Genomic DNA, 20431 nt, shown 5'->3' with positions numbered 1-20431 from the left:
GTGAACACCAGTATTACTGATGATATAACTATGTTGTTAGGATGATGCTCTACCTATTTACTTCCCGATGCAGAAGTTCTTAAAGATATTTCCCAAAACTTCATCAGTTGAAATGTCTCCGGTTATTTCGCCAAGGAAGTGAAGACATTCGCGAATGTCCTGAGCTAAAAAGTCTGTAGGGATATTTACTTCCAGACCGTTATTAACTCTGTCGATGCTTCCCAATGCATTTTTAAGGGCTTCAAAATGGCGGATGTTGGTTACAATTACATCCTGTTCATTAACAGCACCCATGTTTACTGTTTTCAGCAGTTCGTTGGTTAAGGAGTCGATGTTTTGCTTTTGTTTGGCCGAAATAAAAATGATTTTGTCTTCTACGTCCAGTCCGGTTAATCGTTTTGCCAGCCCCTGAGGATCAGGAATTAAATCAATTTTATTAATGCAAACCACTAAGTGTTGAGTCTCGCGGTCTATGGTCTGATTTACTTTCGAGATAGAATCATTTATGTTTTCCATATCCCGGTCGGCATCAATCAGTAAAAGAACGATTTGAGCCTGTTTCATTTTGCTGTAGGTACGTTCAATACCCATACTTTCAATTCGGTCAAGAGTGGTTCGAATTCCTGCCGTATCGATAAAGCGGAAAGTTATTCCACCAAGGTTAATGGTGTCTTCAATTACATCACGTGTTGTTCCTGCAATATCCGAAACAATAGCACGATCTTCGTTTAAAAGAGCATTCAGCAGTGTCGATTTACCCACATTTGTGTTTCCCACAATAGCAACGGGAACACCGTTTTTAATCACATTTCCCAACTCAAAAGAGTTGACCAGTTTCTGAATCAGACTTTGTATTTCGTTCACCAAATTGGTCAGTTGAGTGCGATCGGCAAATTCTACATCTTCTTCGCCAAAATCGAGTTCCAATTCAATCAGCGATATAAAATTCAATAATCGTCCGCGTAAGTTGGCAATTTCGTTCGAAAAACCACCGCGCATTTGCTGCAATGCCACTTTATGAGTTGCAGCCGAACTCGATGCGATTAAATCGGCGACAGCTTCGGCTTGTGAAAGATCCATTTTGCCGTTTAAAAAGGCACGTTGTGTGTATTCACCTGGATTGGCGCTGCGGGCTCCATTTTTTAGCAGAACCTGAAGAATTCGATATTGAATAAAAGGAGCACCGTGGCAAGCAATTTCAATGCTGTTTTCACCTGTGTAGGAGTGAGGAGCTTTAAAAACACTCACTAAAACTTCGTCGATAATTTCTTCGCCATCCTGAATTGTTCCAAAATGAACGGTGTTTGCTTTTTGATCAGCAATGAGCTTTTTGCTTGCAGCTGTAAATACTTTATCGCAGATTGTAAGAGCATCAGCTCCCGAAAGGCGCACAATTGCAATGGCGCCGTTACCAGGAGCTGTTGAAATTGCACATATAGTAGATTGATCAATCATAGTTGTTCCAATTGTAAATAATGAACTACAAAGATAGAAGAGAATTACGAATTATAAATGATGAATTGTGAATTATGAATGCTGTGGCGACCTAATTCTTTACTATTACTGCTTGTTTTCCTCTTTTTCCTTTACGCTTTTTTCCTTTCACCTTTATCTTTTACCTTTGAGCTTAAAATATAAAACAGAATTAAATCAACTAAGAATATGATATCACTAAGTGGTCGTTGGACATTTAACGAAGATTTTGGCTTTGGCAAGGACGAAGGCTTTGCAGAATTTACTCAGGAAGGTGATTCAATAACAGGAGTGGTGGTTTATACCGAAAGAATTGATGATGAAACTCCATTCAGAGTTCAGCAGGAGGTTGAAGGTCGGTTTGACGGTGTTAATTTTAAAGTGACAGGAACAAAAGTTGAATTGCTTGATGTTGAAAGTCAGTTTGAATATCATCTGGATACCTGGGAAGGAATTTTAAACGCTAATAATCAGATAGTAGGTCATAGTTACGATGATCATGATTGTTTTGGTGTTTTTGTAATGGAATTTATTGAGTTGCAATAGAATTTATCTCAGTGATTTGCATAAAAAAGATCGATGCTCGTGCGCCGATCTTTTTTATTTTGTTGAAATGCTTTGGCTTTTGTAACACTCTTTAATTCATAATGTTGAAAATAGCCAGGGCGAACAGATAAAATCGCAAAAAACGGAACAATCCAAACAATAGATATCTTTTAAAGCTAAAATTGATAATCCCCGATGCCATACTCACCATAGAAAATGGCAATGGCAGCAGTGCTCCTACAACAATAAGTAAGCCGCCCCATTTTTTTAGGTTTGTAATGTGTTTTTTCATCTTGTTTTCTACTGTCTTTTTAACAGAAGGAATGCTAAGTATCGTTTTCCCAATAAAATAGGATACGCAACCTCCCAGATAAGAGAGTAGAGCCAGTAAAGAAAGCTGAAGCATTGGATCGGGCAGAGTTTTTACCCAGGCAATAAATAGTTCGGGGGGAATTAAGCCTAATATGGATTCTGAAGTAAAAAAGATCATAAAAACACTGATTGGTGAATAATCTTTTGTGGTTTCATGAAACAAACTATGAAAATCAAGTACATAATATTCCAGAAAAAGAATGAGACCAACAAGCACAGCAAAAGGAACAGCAACCTTCTTTAGAATTGCCCCAACAAATTGGTAGAAGCCTGTATATGAGTAATATTGATGCAGAAGTTGAATTTTTGGTTTGCGATTTTTTCGCACAATATTTGTTTTCATTAAGTATTAATCTGTTTAATCAGGAAATTGAATTTTGAAAAGCATCTCTGGGAATTATTTTGAATCTGATTACATATTTGTACCTGTTGGATAGATAAACTATGAAACATGAATGTAATTAGTGATGCGTGTTTTTACAAATCAGCTCAATATCGATGGTTAAATCTTTTTTGAAGCAAATTTGTAATTGCAGAGATTTACTAAAGAAAAGAATACTTAGGCTTTGGGAGGCGGAGATTCCAGTTCTCGTCTACTAGGATTACTTATTGTTGTATTTGAATTCTTAGAACTGTCTTTATCATGCAAATAGAACTCTGTTTTGCTGTCGAAATACACATCCAGATCTTCTATGTCAGTATCATCATATTCCGAAGAAGACACATCTGTTTCGCTTATCAAATCGGTTGCCAGCGCAGGTTTATTTTCTTGATTTACCTTAATCATTTGTTGTATGATCGGTATCACAAGCAATAGCAACGATAAGAATATCAGTAAAACCGATAGATTTTTCATGATTCTATATTAGTTGCGCAAATGTATAAAAAATCCAGCGCAAAGCAGTACTGTTTCTTTTTATGCATTTAAAAGTAGGGTATTCCCCTACACGAAGTAGGAACAGCCCTGTTTCACATCATTGCCATCATCTATACTTTTGTTATAAAAATTAGAAACATGCAATTAGTGAGTGAAACATGCCGAACCAGAGAGAATATTTTAATTCTTGCAGATTTTTCTGATGGGAATTGGGACGCAATACAATTTGCGATGAAATATCTTTATAGAACACATTCAGAAATAGGTATAGTTCAGACTTGGCACAGACCAAATTTTGGGTTTTCCATGGTCAGAGATCTTTCTCCTATTCTACAGAAAAACGCAGAAAATGAATTGGAAACACTAAAAAGAAAGCTTTTGTCGAGTTACACTCTTTCAGATTCTCAAATTCACCTATTTCCTTTTGAAGGAGATTTAACTGCATTTTTCACAAGTAACTTATATGCCGGCAAAAATTGGCAGGTAGTAATGGCTTCGGGCGAAGATGGATACCAATTATCTGAGAATCCAAGAATTCTTGAAATTATTGATAAGGTTGGACATTCGCTGTACATCCTGTCTGGATGGAAAGGAATTGGATTTAGATCAGATGGTTTTGTATTATCCGATACAAATAATCCTTCTCAGCAGGTTCTTGAAGCTCTCAGTAATATTACCGCAGAGGGCAAATCTTTCTTTCGGGTATGCCTTAATTCCTCAGAACAATCACGAGAGTCAACTGAAAAACAGAAAATAATCTACAGAGATAATTGCAGGAATGCCCGTTTGTTATTTTTGGAGGCGGGAAAAGGCAATGGTCAGGAAGAATTTAATGATTTTGCAGCAGAGAAAGGGCAAAGGATCATGATTTTTGATCAGAATCGATATAGAAAGTTTACCAGAAGCTTAAAATCCTGCCTGGATTTGTGGTTGGTAAGAAGTAAAGGGATAATTATTGGCCATCACTAAATAAATTACCATGAAAGTACTGAAAATAAACAAGATACTTGTGCCGGTAAGCTTAGCTGGAGATGGAGAAAATGCCTTTAAACAAGCATTGTTTTTTAGAAGAATATTATCTGCTAAAATTACATTACTTCATGTCGTTTCATCTGGTTCACGATTTGGGAATGTTGTTCAATCGGATATAGTTAGGAGTTTGCAGGCAAGAGCCATGGTTCGTTTGGTTCGATTTGTAAAAATTCATTTTAAAGGCAGAATACCTGAAAATATAGAATTAAGGGTGGAAATTGGATCGCATATTTTAAAAACAGCAGAAATAGCAAGAGATGAAAACTTTGACCTGATAATTATTAATAAAACTAAAAAGAGCAATGCCTTAATCGATAAATTTAAGAAACACAGTGCTGATAGACTTATTGATGATTCAATTTGTCCTGTTTTAGCGGTGGAAAGCCGATGGACGAATAGAGGTATTAGAGACATTTTAGTACCTGTAGATGTTTCAAGGAGATCAGGAGATTTACTGGAATGGTCTATTTTTATGGGAAACTTACTAAATGCGAGAATTCATTTACTCACTGCCTTGCAGGTTAAAATTAAATTGGAACGAAGCCTTGCCTTTAAAAAGGCTCATATCATGAAAGAACTCATAGTAAGGGCAGGAGTGAACTGCAAAGTAACTATTGTAGAGAGAGAGGAAGAAACCAGATTGAATGCACTTCTATTGGGAGCAAAAAAACAATCGGCCGATCTGGTTATGGTTCAAGGGCATCAGGAAATGATTTTTAGTGGTGGGCAAGGAGCAAAATTGGTTACCGGTTTTTTGCATAGTTCATCGGTTCCTGTATTGTGTCTGGGGATTGATCAGAATTGTTTCTTTGCCAATTTACTGGGGGCTGGCAACTACAGTCCAATTAAGTATAAAGTGAGCAATTAACACCTGAGTAACAGCCCTTAAATTTGGAGGAGTTAATAAATCATAGATAATAAAATCAAATAGTTAGGGTGTGCAGGCTTTCCCTATTTGATTTAACAATTATAAATAAATAGTTTTAGAATAGTCGCAATAAGAATTAAAAACAGTTGGTGTATGATGTTTTCGTTGGTATGGATTGTAATTTTTGAAATTCTATTTGGCAAAACTCAGTCAACAAAACCTCGAAAGTAAAAGCTTTGCAGATTATTTGTAAATTTGTTACACTTTGCAGAATGGTACCTAAAACGTTTTTGGAATGAAACGCCCCTATACAATAGTGTTACATGCAGGATGATGAGTGTAATTTGGGAGTTTCATATGGCAAATGAAAACAAATTATACTCACATGAAAATAAAAAAGAGTCTGTTCATTAAACAAAAAGTAATATTTGTTTTATTACTCTTTAGTTTATTTGCTTTTGGAGGAATCATCTACACCTTTAGCAATAGTGCTGTGCTCGATTCTCAGCATATCCGACTGGTTGAATTCTCGGAGAAAGTAGAAATTGAAGTTTTCAATGGGAGAATTAAAATGGATGAACTTTTAAGTGGTAATAAAACCATTACAAACAGTTCTGTTTTTGAACGTTTTGATAGAGCCGATAAATATATATCAGATATCGAACAAATAATTTCGAAGACTAAAAAAATCAAATTAGATAAGGAAAATCATTTTCTGTATCAACTTTCCGAACTAAGACTTTTAATTCATCAGATTAAAGAAATTGTACGCACTAAGATAAACAAGGATGTGAATAGTGTCGATTCTAATTTGGCCGGAGTATACCTCGAATTTATGCTAAGGTTTGATGAATATGGCAAAACTTTGCACGCCTTTATCAGCGAAAATAATTATCGTTTAAAACGTGAGCTGTTTATTCTTCTTACCAGCATATTTACGATACTGATTATTAGTTTGGTTTTAATTGTTCGATTAATGGATTCACTGATTAGAACCAACCGCGTACTTCTTCACAACACAATGAAAGTGGAGCAGAGTGAGCGTAGGAGAATAGCGATGGATCTTCATGATGGTTTAGGTGCCATGTTATCGAGTGTGGGTCTCTACAGTAAGATTTTGGAGAAAAAATTTAAGGATGATCCGAAGATACATGGTCAACTAAATCAAATTACCTTGTTATCAAATCAGGCCTTGCAAACTGTTTCTGAAGTAATTAATAATCTGAATCCATCAATTTTAAACCGTTATGGTCTTGTTGAATCATTGGATAGACTGTGTGCACGAGTCAACAGTATCGGAAATGTTAAACTCCATCTGGAATCGAAGAATTTTATTGGAGAAATGAATAAGAGTACCGAAGTGATTATTTATCGTATTATTAGTGAGTTAATCAATAACACCATAAAACATGCAAATGCAACAGAAGCCTTCATTACTCTAAAAGGGAATACCAAAGTTATTCTTCATTATCAGGATAATGGTTCGGGTTTTGACAGCAGAAAGTTATCATTGCATGAGAAGAACGGCATGGGTTTGTTAAATATAATTGACCGGATTGAATCCATAGGAGGTGATTCTTTAATTGATACTACCCCGGGGAATGGATTCGCAATCACAATTAAATTAGGAATTGATAAGTAAATTATATGGAAACAATTAAAGTTATTTTGGTCGACGACCATAAGATATTTAGAGATGGGTTTCGTCTTTTGCTGCAGAGTTTTCCATATGTTGATGTAATTTGCGAAGCCTCAAATGGTTTAGAATTATTAAAGGTACTTGAGGATAATATTCCTGATATTATTTTCATGGATATAAATATGCCTCATGTTGATGGTGTAGAAGCAAGTAAAAGAGCTCTCGAAAAATATCCGGATCTTAAAATCATAGCACTTACTACCTTTCTGGATGATGATTACCTGGAACAAATGTTAATGGCAGGTGTGGAAGCTTATATGTTGAAGAATGCAGATATTGAGGAGTTCGAAAAAGCAATTTTGAAAGTATATTCAGGAGGAAATTATTTCTCAGCAGAAATTGTCGCATTACTTTCTGACAAATTAAATATCCTTCGCAGCCGCAAAGTTCAACAAATGGAATTGCCGGAATTTACCGATCGGGAGAAAGAAATCCTTGAATTAATTTGTAAAGGATTTGGGAATAAAGAAATTGCAGAAAAAATCTTTATTAGTCCTAAAACAGTGGAGAAACATAAGAGCAGCCTTTTTCAAAAGACAGGTGTTTTAAATACTGTAAATTTGGTGATTTTTAGCTTTAAACATCAAATTGTGAATTTCTAATCTGTTTTTCCGCAAATGTACATGTTTCAATAAATATTTATGCAGATAATGAACATCGGCATAAATCCACGTGTCTTGTTTAATTACCACTCTTATTCCGAAGTAGGGATTTCCCTATTGTTCAATTCTCTTTTCAGGCTTATTTTCGCAGGATATTAAACCAAATAAATGCTTGGTGTTTAATTAATTATTATTTGTAGTGTAAGGATTGATGCTGAGTGAGAATAAAAAATAAATGATGATACAATTTTTGAAGGAAAAAAGAATATTTGATAAAAATAAGAATCCTCTGGTTGAATTTGTAAGGCTGGAATCATTTGGAGGAATTGTATTGATGTTTTTTACCATTCTAGCCATTGGCTTAACCAATTCCGCATTTGGAGAATCCTTTTTATCTTACTGGAAACAATATTTCGGTATTAATTTTGGTGATTGGGAGTTAAATAAGACTCTTTTACACTGGATTAATGACGGCTTAATGGCAGTTTTCTTCTTCGTAGTTGGATTAGAAATAAAAAGGGAATTGCTTACAGGAGGTCTGTCATCAGTTAAAAAGGCAAGTTTGCCAATTTTTGCAGCTATTGGAGGTATGTTGGTGCCTGCATTAATATATTTTGGTTTAAATCAAACAGGATCAGGAACACATGGCTGGGGAATCCCAATGGCAACAGATATTGCCTTCGCCTTAGGAATATTACTTCTTCTGGGCAAAAGAATACCGACTTCACTCAAACTTTTGTTAACCTCAATTGCAATTGTTGATGATATAGGTGCTGTAATTGTAATTGCTCTTTATTATACCAGTGAAATAGATTGGGTTTATCTTCTTTACGGCGGTGGTATATATGCTGTTTTATGGTGTCTCAATTTATTAAAAATCAGAAATATTCCTGTTTTTTTATTTCTTGGTGTTTTGCTTTGGTTTGCTTTGTTAAAATCGGGCGTACATGCAACACTTGCAGGTATTTTATTAGCCTTCACAATACCCGCCAGGGCGAACCGAAATGTTTTCGAATTCATTCGATCCAATACCATACTATTAAAACAATTGGGAACTACTCTTACTAAAGATAAAAAGTCAAAGGAGAAAAATATACAAGCCTCAATTACTGCCATAACAGCTAATTGTGTTGAGGTAATATCGCCATTGCAGAGGTTAGAACATTTATTTCATCCTTGGGTAGCCTATTTAATAGTTCCCTTATTTGCTTTTTCCAATGCAGGTGTAATTGTAAATGGCGATTTAATGAGCAAAGCTTTTGATCCAATCTCCCTTGGTATAATTTTAGGTCTGTTTATAGGGAAACCACTGGGCATTTTTCTGTTTTCTTATTTAGGCGTAAGAATGAGCATTGCTCAGAAACCTCAAAAAATATGTTGGTCACAAATTATTGGAATTGGTTTTTTGGGAGGAATTGGTTTTACCATGTCCTTCTTTGTCTCGCAACTTGCCTTTTCTGATTCGTTAATTTTAAATCAGGCAAAAATTGCTGTGTTAATAGCTTCAATTATGTCGGGTTTGATAGGTTTTTTCATTTTAAAATTATTCGGTAATCAATCAACAAAATAAATGTTTTTCATAGTTTAGTTAATTCTTTGAAGGCCGAAGCGTATGTTTCAGCCTTCTCTTTTTATTTTGTCAACGAATTATTCATAAAAAGTTTATTTTTTTTTAGGATCCGATAAACTTGGAATTCAGAACGTTTAGTCCTGTAATGCCTATTAATAAAGAGGTGCAGTGATTTTTTTCTTGCAAAAAGATTTGGAGGATAAGAAAAAATCCCCATCTTTGCATCGCAATCAAATGAAACGCGGATGTGGCGTAATTGGTAGCCGCGCTAGACTTAGGATCTAGTGCCGAGAGGCGTGGGGGTTCGAGTCCCTTCATCCGCACAAAAAGATCGATACGAAAGTGTCGGTCTTTTTTTGGCTCCAAATCTAAATATTCAATTCTGGATTTTCTTTGTATCTTCTTCAAACCAATTATTTTATTATGAAGCAACGATGCACTTTAAGTCAACTTCTGGGAATTGAACATTCAATACTGCTGGCTCCTATGTTTTTAATATCCAACACCAAAATGGTTGTTGCAGCTCTGAGCTGTGGTTGTACAGCAGCAATTCCTGCTCTTAATTACCGAACAGAAAAGGAATTGCACGAGGCCATATTGGAAATCAGGAGGGCGACATCAAAACCATTTGGTTTTAATCTAATTGTGAATAAATCCAATCTTAAATATAAGTCTCAATTAAAAACTTTGCTTGATCTTAAAGTAGATTTTATAATTACCTCTCTGGGGAATCCTAAAGATGTTATTGCATCGTGTAAACCTTTAGGGATTAAAGTTTTTTGTGATGTTACGGATGTGGAATACGCTCAAAAAGTAGAGCAATTGGGCGCGGATGCAATTATTGCTGTCAACTCGCAGGCTGGCGGACACTGCGGTCATTTACCGGCAAAAGAATTAATTTCTCAATTATTTCAGTCTACAAACTTACCAATTGTATCTGCGGGCGGAATTCGTAATAATTCGGATGTGAAACAAATGATGGAGTGGGGGGCATCCGGTGTTTCTGTTGGAACTATTTTTATTGCCACTCACGAATCTGATGTCTCTAAGGAGTACAAGCAGGCAATGATTCAATACGGCTCAAAAGATATTGTAAAATCAACAAAATTAACCGGCTCAGCACTCACAGTAATCAACACAGCATATGTGAAGAAAATTGGGACCAAAGCAAACTTTTGGGAGTGGTTATTTAATAATAGTTCCATTCTTAAAAAATATGCAAAGTTGATTCTTGCCTGGCAAGGAATGAGTAAAGTAAAAAAATCTGCATTTAAAGCAAGTTATCAGAATGTATGGTGCGCAGGCCCAAGCATTGAAAGTGTTAAAAATATTCGCTCTGTCAAAGATGTTTTATCTGACTTAATTCAATCTGAGAATTAAACTTTTTATGGTTGCAAGTAAAGAATTACCTAGTGCACAGCCGCTTTATTCAAATAATATCGGTAATAATAATTATTATTACCATATTGTTTTAATTAATCAATATGAAACGTCCATGACAAAGGTGTTTTGACACACAGGGGGATGATTATCTCAGCATGGTAAGTTCCATATGGCAAAAACATACAATTATAATCATATGAAACGTCCATGTATAAAGCTTTCTACACACAGGGAGATGATTATATGGTAAGTTCTCCCGAAACCAGTTCGGGACAGGCTATATGGCAAATGAAAACAAATTATAATCATATGAAATACTACTTTTATTATGTAATAATTATATGAGTGCAATTATTATTGCTTCAATAATAAAACTAAAGGTGGAATAAGCCGAATTAACCTTAAAATAGAAGTAGGTAGTAAAAAACAAAATAATAATGAGTGAACAAGTTATTCAAATAGTCGAGAAGAAAAGCAACGGAATGGCAACTGCGGGTTTCGTTTTGGCTCTTATTACCGTACTTTTTGGTTGGATTCCTTTTGTTGGATGGGTTACTTGGCTGTTAGGGCTTATTTTTAGTGCTCTCGGATTAAGTAAAGCTAATAAAGTTGGAGTTGGTAAAGGATTGGCCATTGCAGGTTTAGTTATTAGCTTAATTGGCATTGTTGTATTACTTGTAGTTGCTGCAAGCATAGCAGCCATAATTGGCATGAACGTCTAATCAGAAATTCTAACGAAAGGAGGTTGCCGAAAATCCTTAATAGAGTAGGCAAGCTATTTCTTTAAAATTAAAACAGATCATTTTATAAGTTTTTCGAATCCCCGCCAACCAATCCAATTTTGCTCTGTCACATCATCTGCTATTCGAATTAGCCGCTCGTTAAAATCATTTCTAACCGCATTTTCATTGATGTATGTAACCGCTTCGGCAAACGATTTAAGCATGCTCTTATAAAAGGCTTCCTGTTTAATGTATTTTTCAGAAGTGTACGTAATTGCTATTTCAATCTGATAAAGCATTACATCTGCAATCAAGTTTGGTTCCACACCAAGCTTTTTAAAGTGGCGAATGAATTTTTGAGCTACAGAACGTCTCATTTTCGCTTTACGGCCCGATAAAGGAAAGTATTCTTTCGAAATTTTGAATTTACATTCTTCCAGCAATTTATTCTCCTGGGGATTAAATGCGAAATCGTAAAACTCCTTAACATCTTTAAATCTGGAATAAAGATCGGTAATTTGTTCCTGAAGCTGCTTTTTGTTCAGTTGCTGCAGGTATTCTTTTAAGTCTTTTTTACTCATGTATTTTACTAAAAATTAAAAGCTATTGCTTAGATGCAAATTTACTAATAAAATTATCCCTTTTATAAGAGGTACAGAAGTTTTATTACTTTCCAAAACAGACTAATTGTTTTAGTGAATTTTATTTTCCGCTTATGATGAATATCTAAAATTGTAATTATTTGTTTAATTAAAATTAACAACAACAAACTAATTATAGTGCCTTTTATATTTTAATCTTCATTAATGTTGTTTTTGTGGTTATTTTATGGTATTTCATGTAAAAGTCTTAGTTCATGTAATATGACTTCAGTAAATTTATTTTGTTGATTAGGGAGAGGAGATAGGTATGTAATTATGATTTTATGATTTTAAAATTTTGATTTGTCCCAATACCAGTAAGAAACCCCTGTTTCTATTTAACAATTTTTAATTAACCTTAAAATTAGACTGTGAATCACGTACATAATTTTTTGATATTATTCCTTGTCAATTGTGGTATTCATTTATATTATATAATGCCATCTCTAATTCAAAGAGACAAAACAGCGTGTCCTTCTTTTTTTTCTTTTGCAACTGCTATTCATCGTATTTCCACTATGTCAGTAAAAAACTTATTAGGTGCAAAAATACCAACTATTAATTGGAATGTGTGTAATTGGAAGCAAGAACGAATTATTTATTTTTTGTGTTAATTGATTAAAGAATAAACTATATAAACCTGATGAAGTTCTGGATATTTTCAAACCACAACCATATTTATTCAATAGATAACTTCATCGAAATATTCATTTAAACCTTAAAAAATTCAACAATGAAAAAAGTAATGTTAATTATGGTCGCTGTAGTTTTTACTGCAGCAGCATCTTTTGCTCAACAAAATGTTTCTGAAATACAACAATTTGGAACAGATCAAGAAGCAACAGTTGATCAGGTAGGTGTTTGGAATTACAGTCAAATAAATCAATCCGGAGAATTAAATATTGCTTCAGCTACTCAGTTAGGCGATTTAAATTCTTCTTTTATTAATCAGATTAATAGTGTTTGGGTAGAAGCTTACGTTGAGCAATACGGATTCTTGAATTTCTCTTCTGTATATCAAAGTAGTGTGTGGGATATTGCAAATGTACTTCAAGATGGTAATTTTAACATCTCGTATGTTGAGCAAGTGAACAATTTATGGTCAGAGGCTTTAATAAATCAATTTGGAGATTCTAATTGGGCTAAAGTTGATCAGGCTAATGGTTCTCTTGATTTTGCCGGCATTATTCAAGATGGTTTTGCAAATCAAGCAAGAATACGTCAATATGGTAATGAGAGTAATTGGGCTGGTGTTATTCAAACAGGATCCTTTAATTTAGCCGATGTATATCAGGCTAATGGAATTGGTAATTCTTCTTACGTTACACAAGAAGGTGAAGATAATTGGGCATTTACAACTCAAATGGGTGGCGAAGGCAATTCTATCGAAGTTGAACAATATGAGAATAGTAATACTGCAGTAGTAAATCAGTATGGCGGTGTTATGAATCGTGCTTATGTTGGTCAGTTAGGAGACTGGAACTACGGTAAAATTACACAGGTAAAAGGAGACGATAACTATGCAGGTATCGCACAGATTGGTTATGCTAATGATGCTTCTATTAAACAGATTAAGGGAGAATCTAATTGGGCCGGTTTGGTTCAAAATGGTGATTTCAATAAAGCCACAGCTATTCAAAGAAAAGGTTTTGATAACGAAGCATACGCAGAGCAGGCAGGCGATGGAAATACTGTAATGATGAAACAAATTCGCGGCGAAGGAAATTTGGCAGAAGTTTACCAGATTGGCGATGGAAATTATTCATATACTGAACAAGTTGGTGGTGAGAACAACACTATTTCAGTATTACAGGATGGAACAATGAATTATACCGAAACTTATCAGTTTGGTGGCGGTGGAAACCTTGCAATTATAGAGCAATATGGTTATGGTAACTATTCAGGTATCCTACAAGAAAATGTAACAAATTCTGTTGCTGATGTTTTCCAGGATGGTGAATTAAACGAATCTGTTGTTCTTCAATACAACGGAGACTATAATTTTGCAATAGTTACTCAGGTTGGAGATTACAATTATTCTGGAATTGCGCAGGATGGATCAGGCAATACTGCTGATGTATATCAGTCAGGTTATGGACATTCAAGTGTAGTAATGCAGTATGGTATTGGAAATAGTGCAACAGTAGATCAAACTAATTCCAGTTTAAATCCATAATTAAAATATTTTAGCTGTCTTTATATTTCTAAAGACAGCTACTTCTAAAAATTTTAAGTTGATTTTGTTTTAAAGGTTGAGTCAACTTTAATAATGATAAAATCTGGAAAGTATTCGTAATTTGTGTGGTTGTAAATTGCGGAAGTGAATTGGATTTTATTAAGAGCAAGATAAGGAATGTTCATTTTGAGCATTCCTTATTTGTTTATATACAAAGAACCGACAGCTATCTTTGTCGAGATTAAACTATCGGTTCTAACCACTTAACTGCCTATGTTTAGTGTAACTTATTGCATTTTTTAAGTCCCTAAGTATTTGTGAATTGCGTGAGCTGTTTTGCGTCCATGATCCAATGCACGAACAACCAGGCTTGCACCGGATGTTGCATCGCCTGAGCAGAAGATTTTCGAATTTGATGTTTGACCTTTCGCATCAGTTTTAATATTTCCTCTGCTATCCAATTCAAGTCCTAATTCATTAACTAATCCCTCATGCACAGGATGAACAAATCCCATGGCTAATAATATTAAATCAGCATCAATGGTTTCTTCAGTTCCTGGAACTTCATTCATTTTGAATTGGCCCTTTTCATCCTTAGTCCATTCAATTTGTGTGATAGTAAGTTTTTTCACGCTGCCATCTTCACCTAAAATCTCTTTAGAACTAAGAGACCATCTTCTCTCACAACCCTCAAGGTGAGAACTGGAAGTTCTTAAAGTTTCCGGCCAGTAAGGCCAAGGATTGGTCTCTTTTCTTTCTTCAGGTGGTTTTGGCAGCAATTCTATCTGCAAAACAGATTTTGCCTTTTGACGAATTGAAGTCCCAACACAATCGGAACCAGTATCGCCACCTCCAATAACAACAACGTTTTTACCTTTAGCAGATATTCTTTCCTGCTTGGTGAATTCGTCGCCACGTATCAGTTTATTTTGTTGCTTAAGAAAATCCATAGCGAAATGTACACCTTCCAGTTCACGGCCCTTAATTGGCAAATCACGGGGTTTCATTGCACCAATTGCCAGGCAAATGGCATCATATTCCGCTTCCAATTCAGTAAATGAAACATTTCCACCTACATCCTGATTGGTTTTAAATTCGATACCTTCCTCAACAAAAAGTTCCAAACGTCGATCAATAACGCCTTTATCCAATTTAAAATCAGGTATTCCGTAACGAAGCAATCCACCAATCGCATCATCTTTTTCAAATACAGTCACATTATGACCAGCTCTGTTTAGCAGATCTGCAACAGATAATCCTGCTGGTCCTGACCCAATTACAGCGATTCTTTTACCTGTACGCTTTTTAGGAGGCCGGGCCTTGATATAGCCGTACTCAAAAGCTTTTTCGATAACAGCGGCCTCATTTTCGCGTATAGTTACAGGCGATTTCTGCAACGCCAGCACGCAAGATTTCTCGCATGGAGCCGGACAAATTCTTCCTGTAAATTCGGGAAAGCTGTTCGTTGAATGTAAAATTTGGCTTGCTTCCTCCCAATTTTCTCTGTAAACAGCATCCTGCCATTCGGGAATTTTGCTGGCTGTAGGACAGGCCCAGTGACAGAAAGGAACACCGCAATCCATACATCTGGCTGCTTGATCTATTCTGTCATCAAGATTCAATGTTTGTTCAACCTCTCCAAAATCCCCAATTCTATCTCTTACCGGACGGTAGCCGGCTTCTTTTCTTTTTATTTCTAAAAAACCTTTCGGATTTCCCATAATCGTTCTGTTTGTTAATGAATAGTGCAGTAATTAAAGGAAAGGATCGAATCCTGTTTTCACCTTTCCATAAAATTTAATTACTCGTGAACTTCTGTTTGCGATTGAGCCGCTTTTAACTTTCGGTGAATCTTCTTCAGTTTTTTCTCCTCAAGAACTTTTTTATACTCATAAGGAATAACTTTCACAAAATGTGGTAGATATTCTTCCCAATGAGTAAGTACTTTAGAAGCGACACTACTCTGTGTTAATAACAAATGCTCGTGGATCATTCCCTGAAGCTCATGAATATCCTGCATATTTTCGACCGGTTCAAGTGAAACAAGACTTTTATTGCAGAAATAATCCAATCGTCCTTCCATATTAAGAACGTAAGCAATTCCACCACTCATACCAGCCGCAAAGTTTCTGCCTGTTTTACCTAGAATTACAACTCTACCTCCGGTCATGTATTCACAACCATGATCACCAACACCTTCAACAACAGCTATTCCACCGGAATTACGAACACAAAAACGTTCTCCCGCCATTCCTCTTATATATGCCGATCCGCTGGTTGCACCATAAAGTGCAGTATTTCCAATAATAATTTGTTCTTCAGGTTTAAATTTGCTTTTCTCCGAAGGATAAACAACCAGCTTTCCTCCTGATAAGCTCTTTCCAAAATAGTCATTAGAGTCACCAACCAAACGGAAAGTAATTCCCTGTTCAAGAAAAGCTCCAAAACTTTGTCCTGCAGATCCTCTAAATATGCAATGAATGGTATCCTCGTCTAAAACTCTTTTTGGTTTTAGTAAAGCAACTTTACCCGAAAGCATAGCTCCTGTGGTTCTGTCTGTATTGTTGATTTTCTGATCAATCCAAACTTTTTCTCCATCATGTAACGCTTTCGCAGATTGTTTAATCAGCTCATGATCAAGAACCTCACCAATGGATTTTATTTTAGCGTTTGCACCACATATGGTGTGTCCATCAGTATTTGGAAGATGAATTAAGTTGTCTATACTAACTGTTTTTGCTTTCCAATTTTCGATGTTTTTGCGTTTTTCCAGTAAATCAGATCGACCGACCAAATCATCAAATTTTCGAATTCCAAGTTCTGCCATCAATTCACGACACTCTTCTCCTAAGAAAGTAAAATAGTTAATCAGCCATTCTGAACGACCAAGGAATTTTTCTCTAAGCTCCTTGTTTTGAGTTGCGATACCAACAGGACATGTGTTTAGGTGACATTTACGCATCATTACACACCCCAACACAACCAAGGCACTTGTAGCAAATCCAAACTCCTCAGCTCCAAGCAAGGCCATTGAAATAATATCTCTTCCGGTTTTTAATTGTCCATCGGTTTGTAATTTGATACGACCACGCAAGTCGTTCATTACAAGTGTTTGCTGCGCCTCTGCTAATCCAAGTTCAACAGGTAATCCTGTATGTTTAATTGAACTCAACGGACTTGCGCCTGTTCCGCCTTCGCAACCAGCAATCACAATAAGATCAGCGTTTGCTTTGGCAACACCCGCAGCAACAGTTCCAACACCATTTTCTGAAACCAACTTCACACTTACACAAGCTGTTGGATTTATATTTTTCAGATCGAAAATTAATTGTGCTAAATCTTCAATTGAATAAATGTCATGATGTGGAGGAGGAGAGATCAGTGTAATCCCCGGAGTAGAATTTCTAAGCTTAGCTATGATGTTATCAACCTTAAATCCAGGCAATTGACCTCCTTCTCCCGGTTTTGCACCTTGAGCTACCTTAATTTGCAGTTCATCAGCATTTACAAGATATTCAGCATTTACACCAAATCGACCTGAAGCAATTTGCTTAATTGAACTTCTTGCACTTGAATAAAAGCGTTTTGAACTTTCTCCACCTTCACCGGTATTACTTCTGCCGCCAATTTTATTCATGGCAATAGCCAGAGCTTCATGAGCCTCTTTTGAAATGGAACCATAAGACATGGCACCAGTACAAAATCTTTTCATGATGTTTTCAACCGGTTCTACTTCATTGATATCAATAGGATTCTTTTTATAATCAAAGAAACCTCTTAAAAAATTGGGAGAAGCAGTTTCCTTATTTACAATTGTGCTGTATTCCTTAAATTTTTTGAAATCATTTGTTCTGGTTGCCCATTGCAGCAATCCTATTGTTTCAGGGTTCCAGCTATGAGGCTCACCATTTTTTCTGTAGTGAATATTTCCATTATTCGTAAGCAAATCCTGATTATCGAAAGGATCCTCTTCTGAATAAGCTTTCTTGTGATGACAAAGAATTTCTTCTGAAATCTCTTTTAATCCAATTCCCTCAATTCTGGAAATTGTACCAGTGAAGTATTTGTCAATAACATCCTTGCTTACACCTAAAGCCTCGTAAATTTGGGCACCAAGATAACTGCCAATGGTTGATATTCCCATTTTAGACATCACCTTTAGCAATCCCTTATCAACGGCTTTTATATAGTTTTTACGAGCCGTTTTATATTCAAGACTGGTTCTTCCATCTTTCACCAATTTGTCAATAACCGCATAACTCATGTATGGATTAATAACACTAGCCCCGTATGCAATCAGTAAGGCAATATGATTTACTTCACGAGCCTCACCCGTTTCCACAACGAGACCAATCTGCATCCTCTTTCTCTTTTTTATAAGATGATGATGAACCGCTGCTACAGCTAAAAGAACAGGAATTGGAGCCATTGATTCGGACATATTCCGATCCGTAAGAATAATGTAATTTTTCTGTTCATCAACAGCTTTTTCGGCTAACAGACAAATAGAATCCAGAGCACTTTCCAAGCCAGCACCATTTTGAGATGCTTTAAACAGTATATCAATGGATTGATGTCTGAACTCTTCATGCTTAAGTTTCTTTATCTTGCCAAGATCAGTATTAGTAATTAACGGACTTTTGAATCGAATTAACTTACAATGCTGAGCTGTTTCATCCAATAGATTTTTCTGAACTGATCCTATATAATTGGTCAGATCCATCACCAGATTCTCCCGAATTGAATCAATTGGAGGATTGGTTACCTGGGCAAATAATTGACGGAAGTAATTGAAAAACAATTGCGATTTTGGCGACAACACTGGTATCGGAGCATCGTTACCCATCGATCCCACAGGCTCTTGTGCGCCCGTTGCCATGGGCAGAAGAACTCTTTCAAAATCTTCTTTGCAATAGTTAAAGGTCTTCTGGCAAATGTTAAAATGATCTCCAATATCTGAAGGAACCCTTTTTTCAACAGGAATAGCCTTTAAATCCAAACGATTCTCTTTTAGCCAGTTTTGATAAGGATTACGATAAGTCAGTTGTGATTTTACCTCTTGGTCAGGAATGATGATTCCTAACTGAGTATCAACAAGCAATAGCTTACCTGGTCTTAGACGACCCTTTTCTTTAATTTCTTCGGCTTTAAATTGTTGAATACCCACTTCAGAACCCATTACAATCATGTCATCCTGAGTAATTACATATCGGGAAGGGCGCAATCCGTTTCTATCCAATGTGCCGCCAATATAACGGCCATCAGAAAATACCAAGGAAGCTGGTCCATCCCAAGGCTCCATAAAAGTGGAATGATATTCGTAAAATGCTTTTAGACTATCGGGGATAGGATTTTTTTCATTCCACGATTCCGGCACCATCATACTCAAGGCATGCGGCAGACTTCTTCCAGTTAAGAATAAAAATTCAAGCACATTATCAAAAGAGGCAGAATCACTCTTGTTTGGTTCAACAACCGGGAATAGTTTTTTGATGTCATCACCAAACATCTCCGATTTTAAAAGAGATTCACGGGCTTGCATCCACAAACGGTTTCCTTTTATTGTATTGATTTCACCATTGTGAGCTACAATACGAAATGGCTGAGCTAAATCCCAGGAAGGGAATGTGTTGGTACTAAAACGTGAGTGAACCATTGCAATAGCGCTTTCCATACGGGAATCCTGAAGATCACTATAGTATTTCCCCAGTTGGTCGCTTGCAAACATTCCCTTATAAACCAAAACTTTAGACGAAAGACTAGGAATGTAAAACATCTCCTTTTCCTTCATTTTAGTTGCGCGAATATAACTTTCAGCTTGTTTTCTAGCTAAATAGAGTCGTCGTTCCAATTCATCCTGTTCGTAATTTCCACCAACAAAGATTTGTTTGATCACTGGTTCCGATTGTCTTGCAATTTCACCAATTGCATTGGTGTCCGTTGGGACATCACGTAATTGAAGAAATTCCAATCCTTCTTCTTCCAGAATCTGAATAAGAACTTCAAGACAGAACTTTTCTTCGGTTTCGTCTTTTGGTAAGAAAATTAAACCGGTACCATATCTTCCTGCTAAAGGAAGCTTGATTCCAATTTTTTTGTAGAAACTGTGAGGCAATTGCATTAAAATACCGGCACCATCACCACTTACATTATCAGCACCACGCGCGCCCCGGTGTTCCATATTACAAAGCACCTCCAGTCCACGGGTAATAATCTCGAAAGATTTTTTTCCTTTAATGTTGGCTACAAAGCCAATCCCACAATTGTCATGTTCGTTCTGAGGGTCGTAAAGACCCTGCTGTTTTGGTCTAAGGTTTCGCATAGGCAATTTTTAGTGCGAAGCCAGGAAATGATTTTATCTTTTAAACTTAAGGACCTTAAGAAATGAATAGAAATCCCCATTCCATATCATTTAGTAACGACTTTTATAAATCCGAGAGTCGTTGCCTTAATTCAAGAAACACCCAAAG

Annotated in this window: 15 protein-coding genes and 1 tRNA gene; 10 read left to right on the top strand and 6 right to left on the bottom strand. The window is 36.0% G+C overall.

Translation table 11 applies throughout. The features are described from left to right. Positions 1-57: 57 nt before the first annotated feature. Positions 58-1455, bottom strand: a complete 1398-nt coding sequence (gene mnmE / locus ACHZAX_RS09415; RefSeq protein ID WP_320018907.1) for a tRNA uridine-5-carboxymethylaminomethyl(34) synthesis GTPase MnmE — start codon at positions 1453-1455, stop codon at positions 58-60. Positions 1456-1662: 207 nt separating this feature from the next. On the opposite strand from mnmE, the gene ACHZAX_RS09410 reads away from it, so the two are divergent. Beyond that, complete coding sequence (locus ACHZAX_RS09410; RefSeq protein WP_320018906.1) at positions 1663-2019, top strand: hypothetical protein; 357 nt, start codon at positions 1663-1665, stop codon at positions 2017-2019. Positions 2020-2110: 91 nt separating this feature from the next. Here ACHZAX_RS09410 and ACHZAX_RS09405 read toward each other — a convergent pair whose 3' ends face one another. Both ACHZAX_RS09405 and ACHZAX_RS09400 read right to left on the bottom strand, forming a co-directional pair. Beyond that, positions 2111-2734 (bottom strand): YqaA family protein, encoded by a 624-nt coding sequence (locus ACHZAX_RS09405; protein WP_101310656.1) that lies wholly within the window; start codon positions 2732-2734, stop codon positions 2111-2113. A gap of 216 nt (positions 2735-2950) precedes the next feature. Beyond that, positions 2951-3247 carry a hypothetical protein gene (locus ACHZAX_RS09400; RefSeq protein ID WP_320018905.1) on the bottom strand — a complete coding sequence of 99 codons (297 nt, stop codon included), beginning with the start codon at positions 3245-3247 and terminating at the stop codon, positions 2951-2953. A gap of 159 nt (positions 3248-3406) precedes the next feature. Here ACHZAX_RS09400 and ACHZAX_RS09395 point away from each other — a divergent pair, with 159 nt between their 5' ends. The 8 genes from ACHZAX_RS09395 (at position 3407) to ACHZAX_RS09360 (ending at position 11144) form a co-directional block, all read left to right on the top strand. Continuing rightward, a complete protein-coding gene (locus tag ACHZAX_RS09395) occupies positions 3407-4237 on the top strand; it encodes a hypothetical protein (RefSeq protein WP_320018904.1) in 831 nt (276 codons plus the stop codon). A 10-nt stretch (positions 4238-4247) separates the two neighbouring features. Continuing rightward, entirely contained in the window at positions 4248-5168 is a 921-nt protein-coding gene (locus tag ACHZAX_RS09390; protein WP_320018903.1) for a universal stress protein, read from the top strand. Positions 5169-5553: 385 nt separating this feature from the next. After that, a complete protein-coding gene (locus ACHZAX_RS09385) occupies positions 5554-6810 on the top strand; it encodes a sensor histidine kinase (RefSeq protein ID WP_320018902.1) in 1257 nt (418 codons plus the stop codon). Positions 6811-6815: 5 nt separating this feature from the next. Continuing rightward, positions 6816-7469 carry a response regulator transcription factor gene (locus ACHZAX_RS09380; RefSeq protein WP_320018901.1) on the top strand — a complete coding sequence of 218 codons (654 nt, stop codon included), beginning with the start codon at positions 6816-6818 and terminating at the stop codon, positions 7467-7469. Positions 7470-7707: 238 nt separating this feature from the next. Beyond that, positions 7708-9039, top strand: a complete 1332-nt coding sequence (nhaA, locus tag ACHZAX_RS09375) for a Na+/H+ antiporter NhaA (RefSeq protein ID WP_320018900.1) — start codon at positions 7708-7710, stop codon at positions 9037-9039. Between the two features lie 241 nt (positions 9040-9280). Continuing rightward, positions 9281-9362 (top strand) — tRNA-Leu (locus ACHZAX_RS09370). A 100-nt stretch (positions 9363-9462) separates the two neighbouring features. Continuing rightward, positions 9463-10419 carry an NAD(P)H-dependent flavin oxidoreductase gene (locus ACHZAX_RS09365; RefSeq protein ID WP_320018899.1) on the top strand — a complete coding sequence of 319 codons (957 nt, stop codon included), beginning with the start codon at positions 9463-9465 and terminating at the stop codon, positions 10417-10419. 440 nt (positions 10420-10859) lie between these two features. Continuing rightward, positions 10860-11144, top strand: coding sequence for a hypothetical protein (locus ACHZAX_RS09360; protein ID WP_320018898.1), 285 nt, complete (start codon positions 10860-10862; stop codon positions 11142-11144). A gap of 77 nt (positions 11145-11221) precedes the next feature. On the opposite strand, the gene ACHZAX_RS09355 is transcribed toward ACHZAX_RS09360, so the two are convergent. Further along, on the bottom strand, positions 11222-11725 hold the full coding sequence (locus ACHZAX_RS09355; RefSeq protein WP_320018897.1) for a DUF6155 family protein: 504 nt from the start codon (positions 11723-11725) through the stop codon (positions 11222-11224). Between the two features lie 793 nt (positions 11726-12518). On the opposite strand from ACHZAX_RS09355, the gene ACHZAX_RS09350 reads away from it, so the two are divergent. Beyond that, positions 12519-13961: a hypothetical protein gene (locus tag ACHZAX_RS09350; RefSeq protein ID WP_320018896.1), complete on the top strand. Its 1443-nt coding sequence runs from the start codon at positions 12519-12521 to the stop codon at positions 13959-13961. Between the two features lie 299 nt (positions 13962-14260). On the opposite strand, the gene ACHZAX_RS09345 is transcribed toward ACHZAX_RS09350, so the two are convergent. Both ACHZAX_RS09345 and gltB read right to left on the bottom strand, forming a co-directional pair. Next, positions 14261-15682 (bottom strand): glutamate synthase subunit beta, encoded by a 1422-nt coding sequence (locus ACHZAX_RS09345; RefSeq protein ID WP_320018895.1) that lies wholly within the window; start codon positions 15680-15682, stop codon positions 14261-14263. A gap of 80 nt (positions 15683-15762) precedes the next feature. Then, entirely contained in the window at positions 15763-20283 is a 4521-nt protein-coding gene (gltB, locus tag ACHZAX_RS09340; RefSeq protein ID WP_320018894.1) for a glutamate synthase large subunit, read from the bottom strand. Positions 20284-20431 lie beyond the last annotated feature (148 nt).

Source organism: Labilibaculum manganireducens, assembly GCF_963665805.2.
Classification (GTDB): domain Bacteria; phylum Bacteroidota; class Bacteroidia; order Bacteroidales; family Marinifilaceae; genus Labilibaculum; species Labilibaculum manganireducens.
Note: the sequence above shows the minus strand (reverse complement) of the source record. Positions and strands in the feature narration are given on the sequence as shown.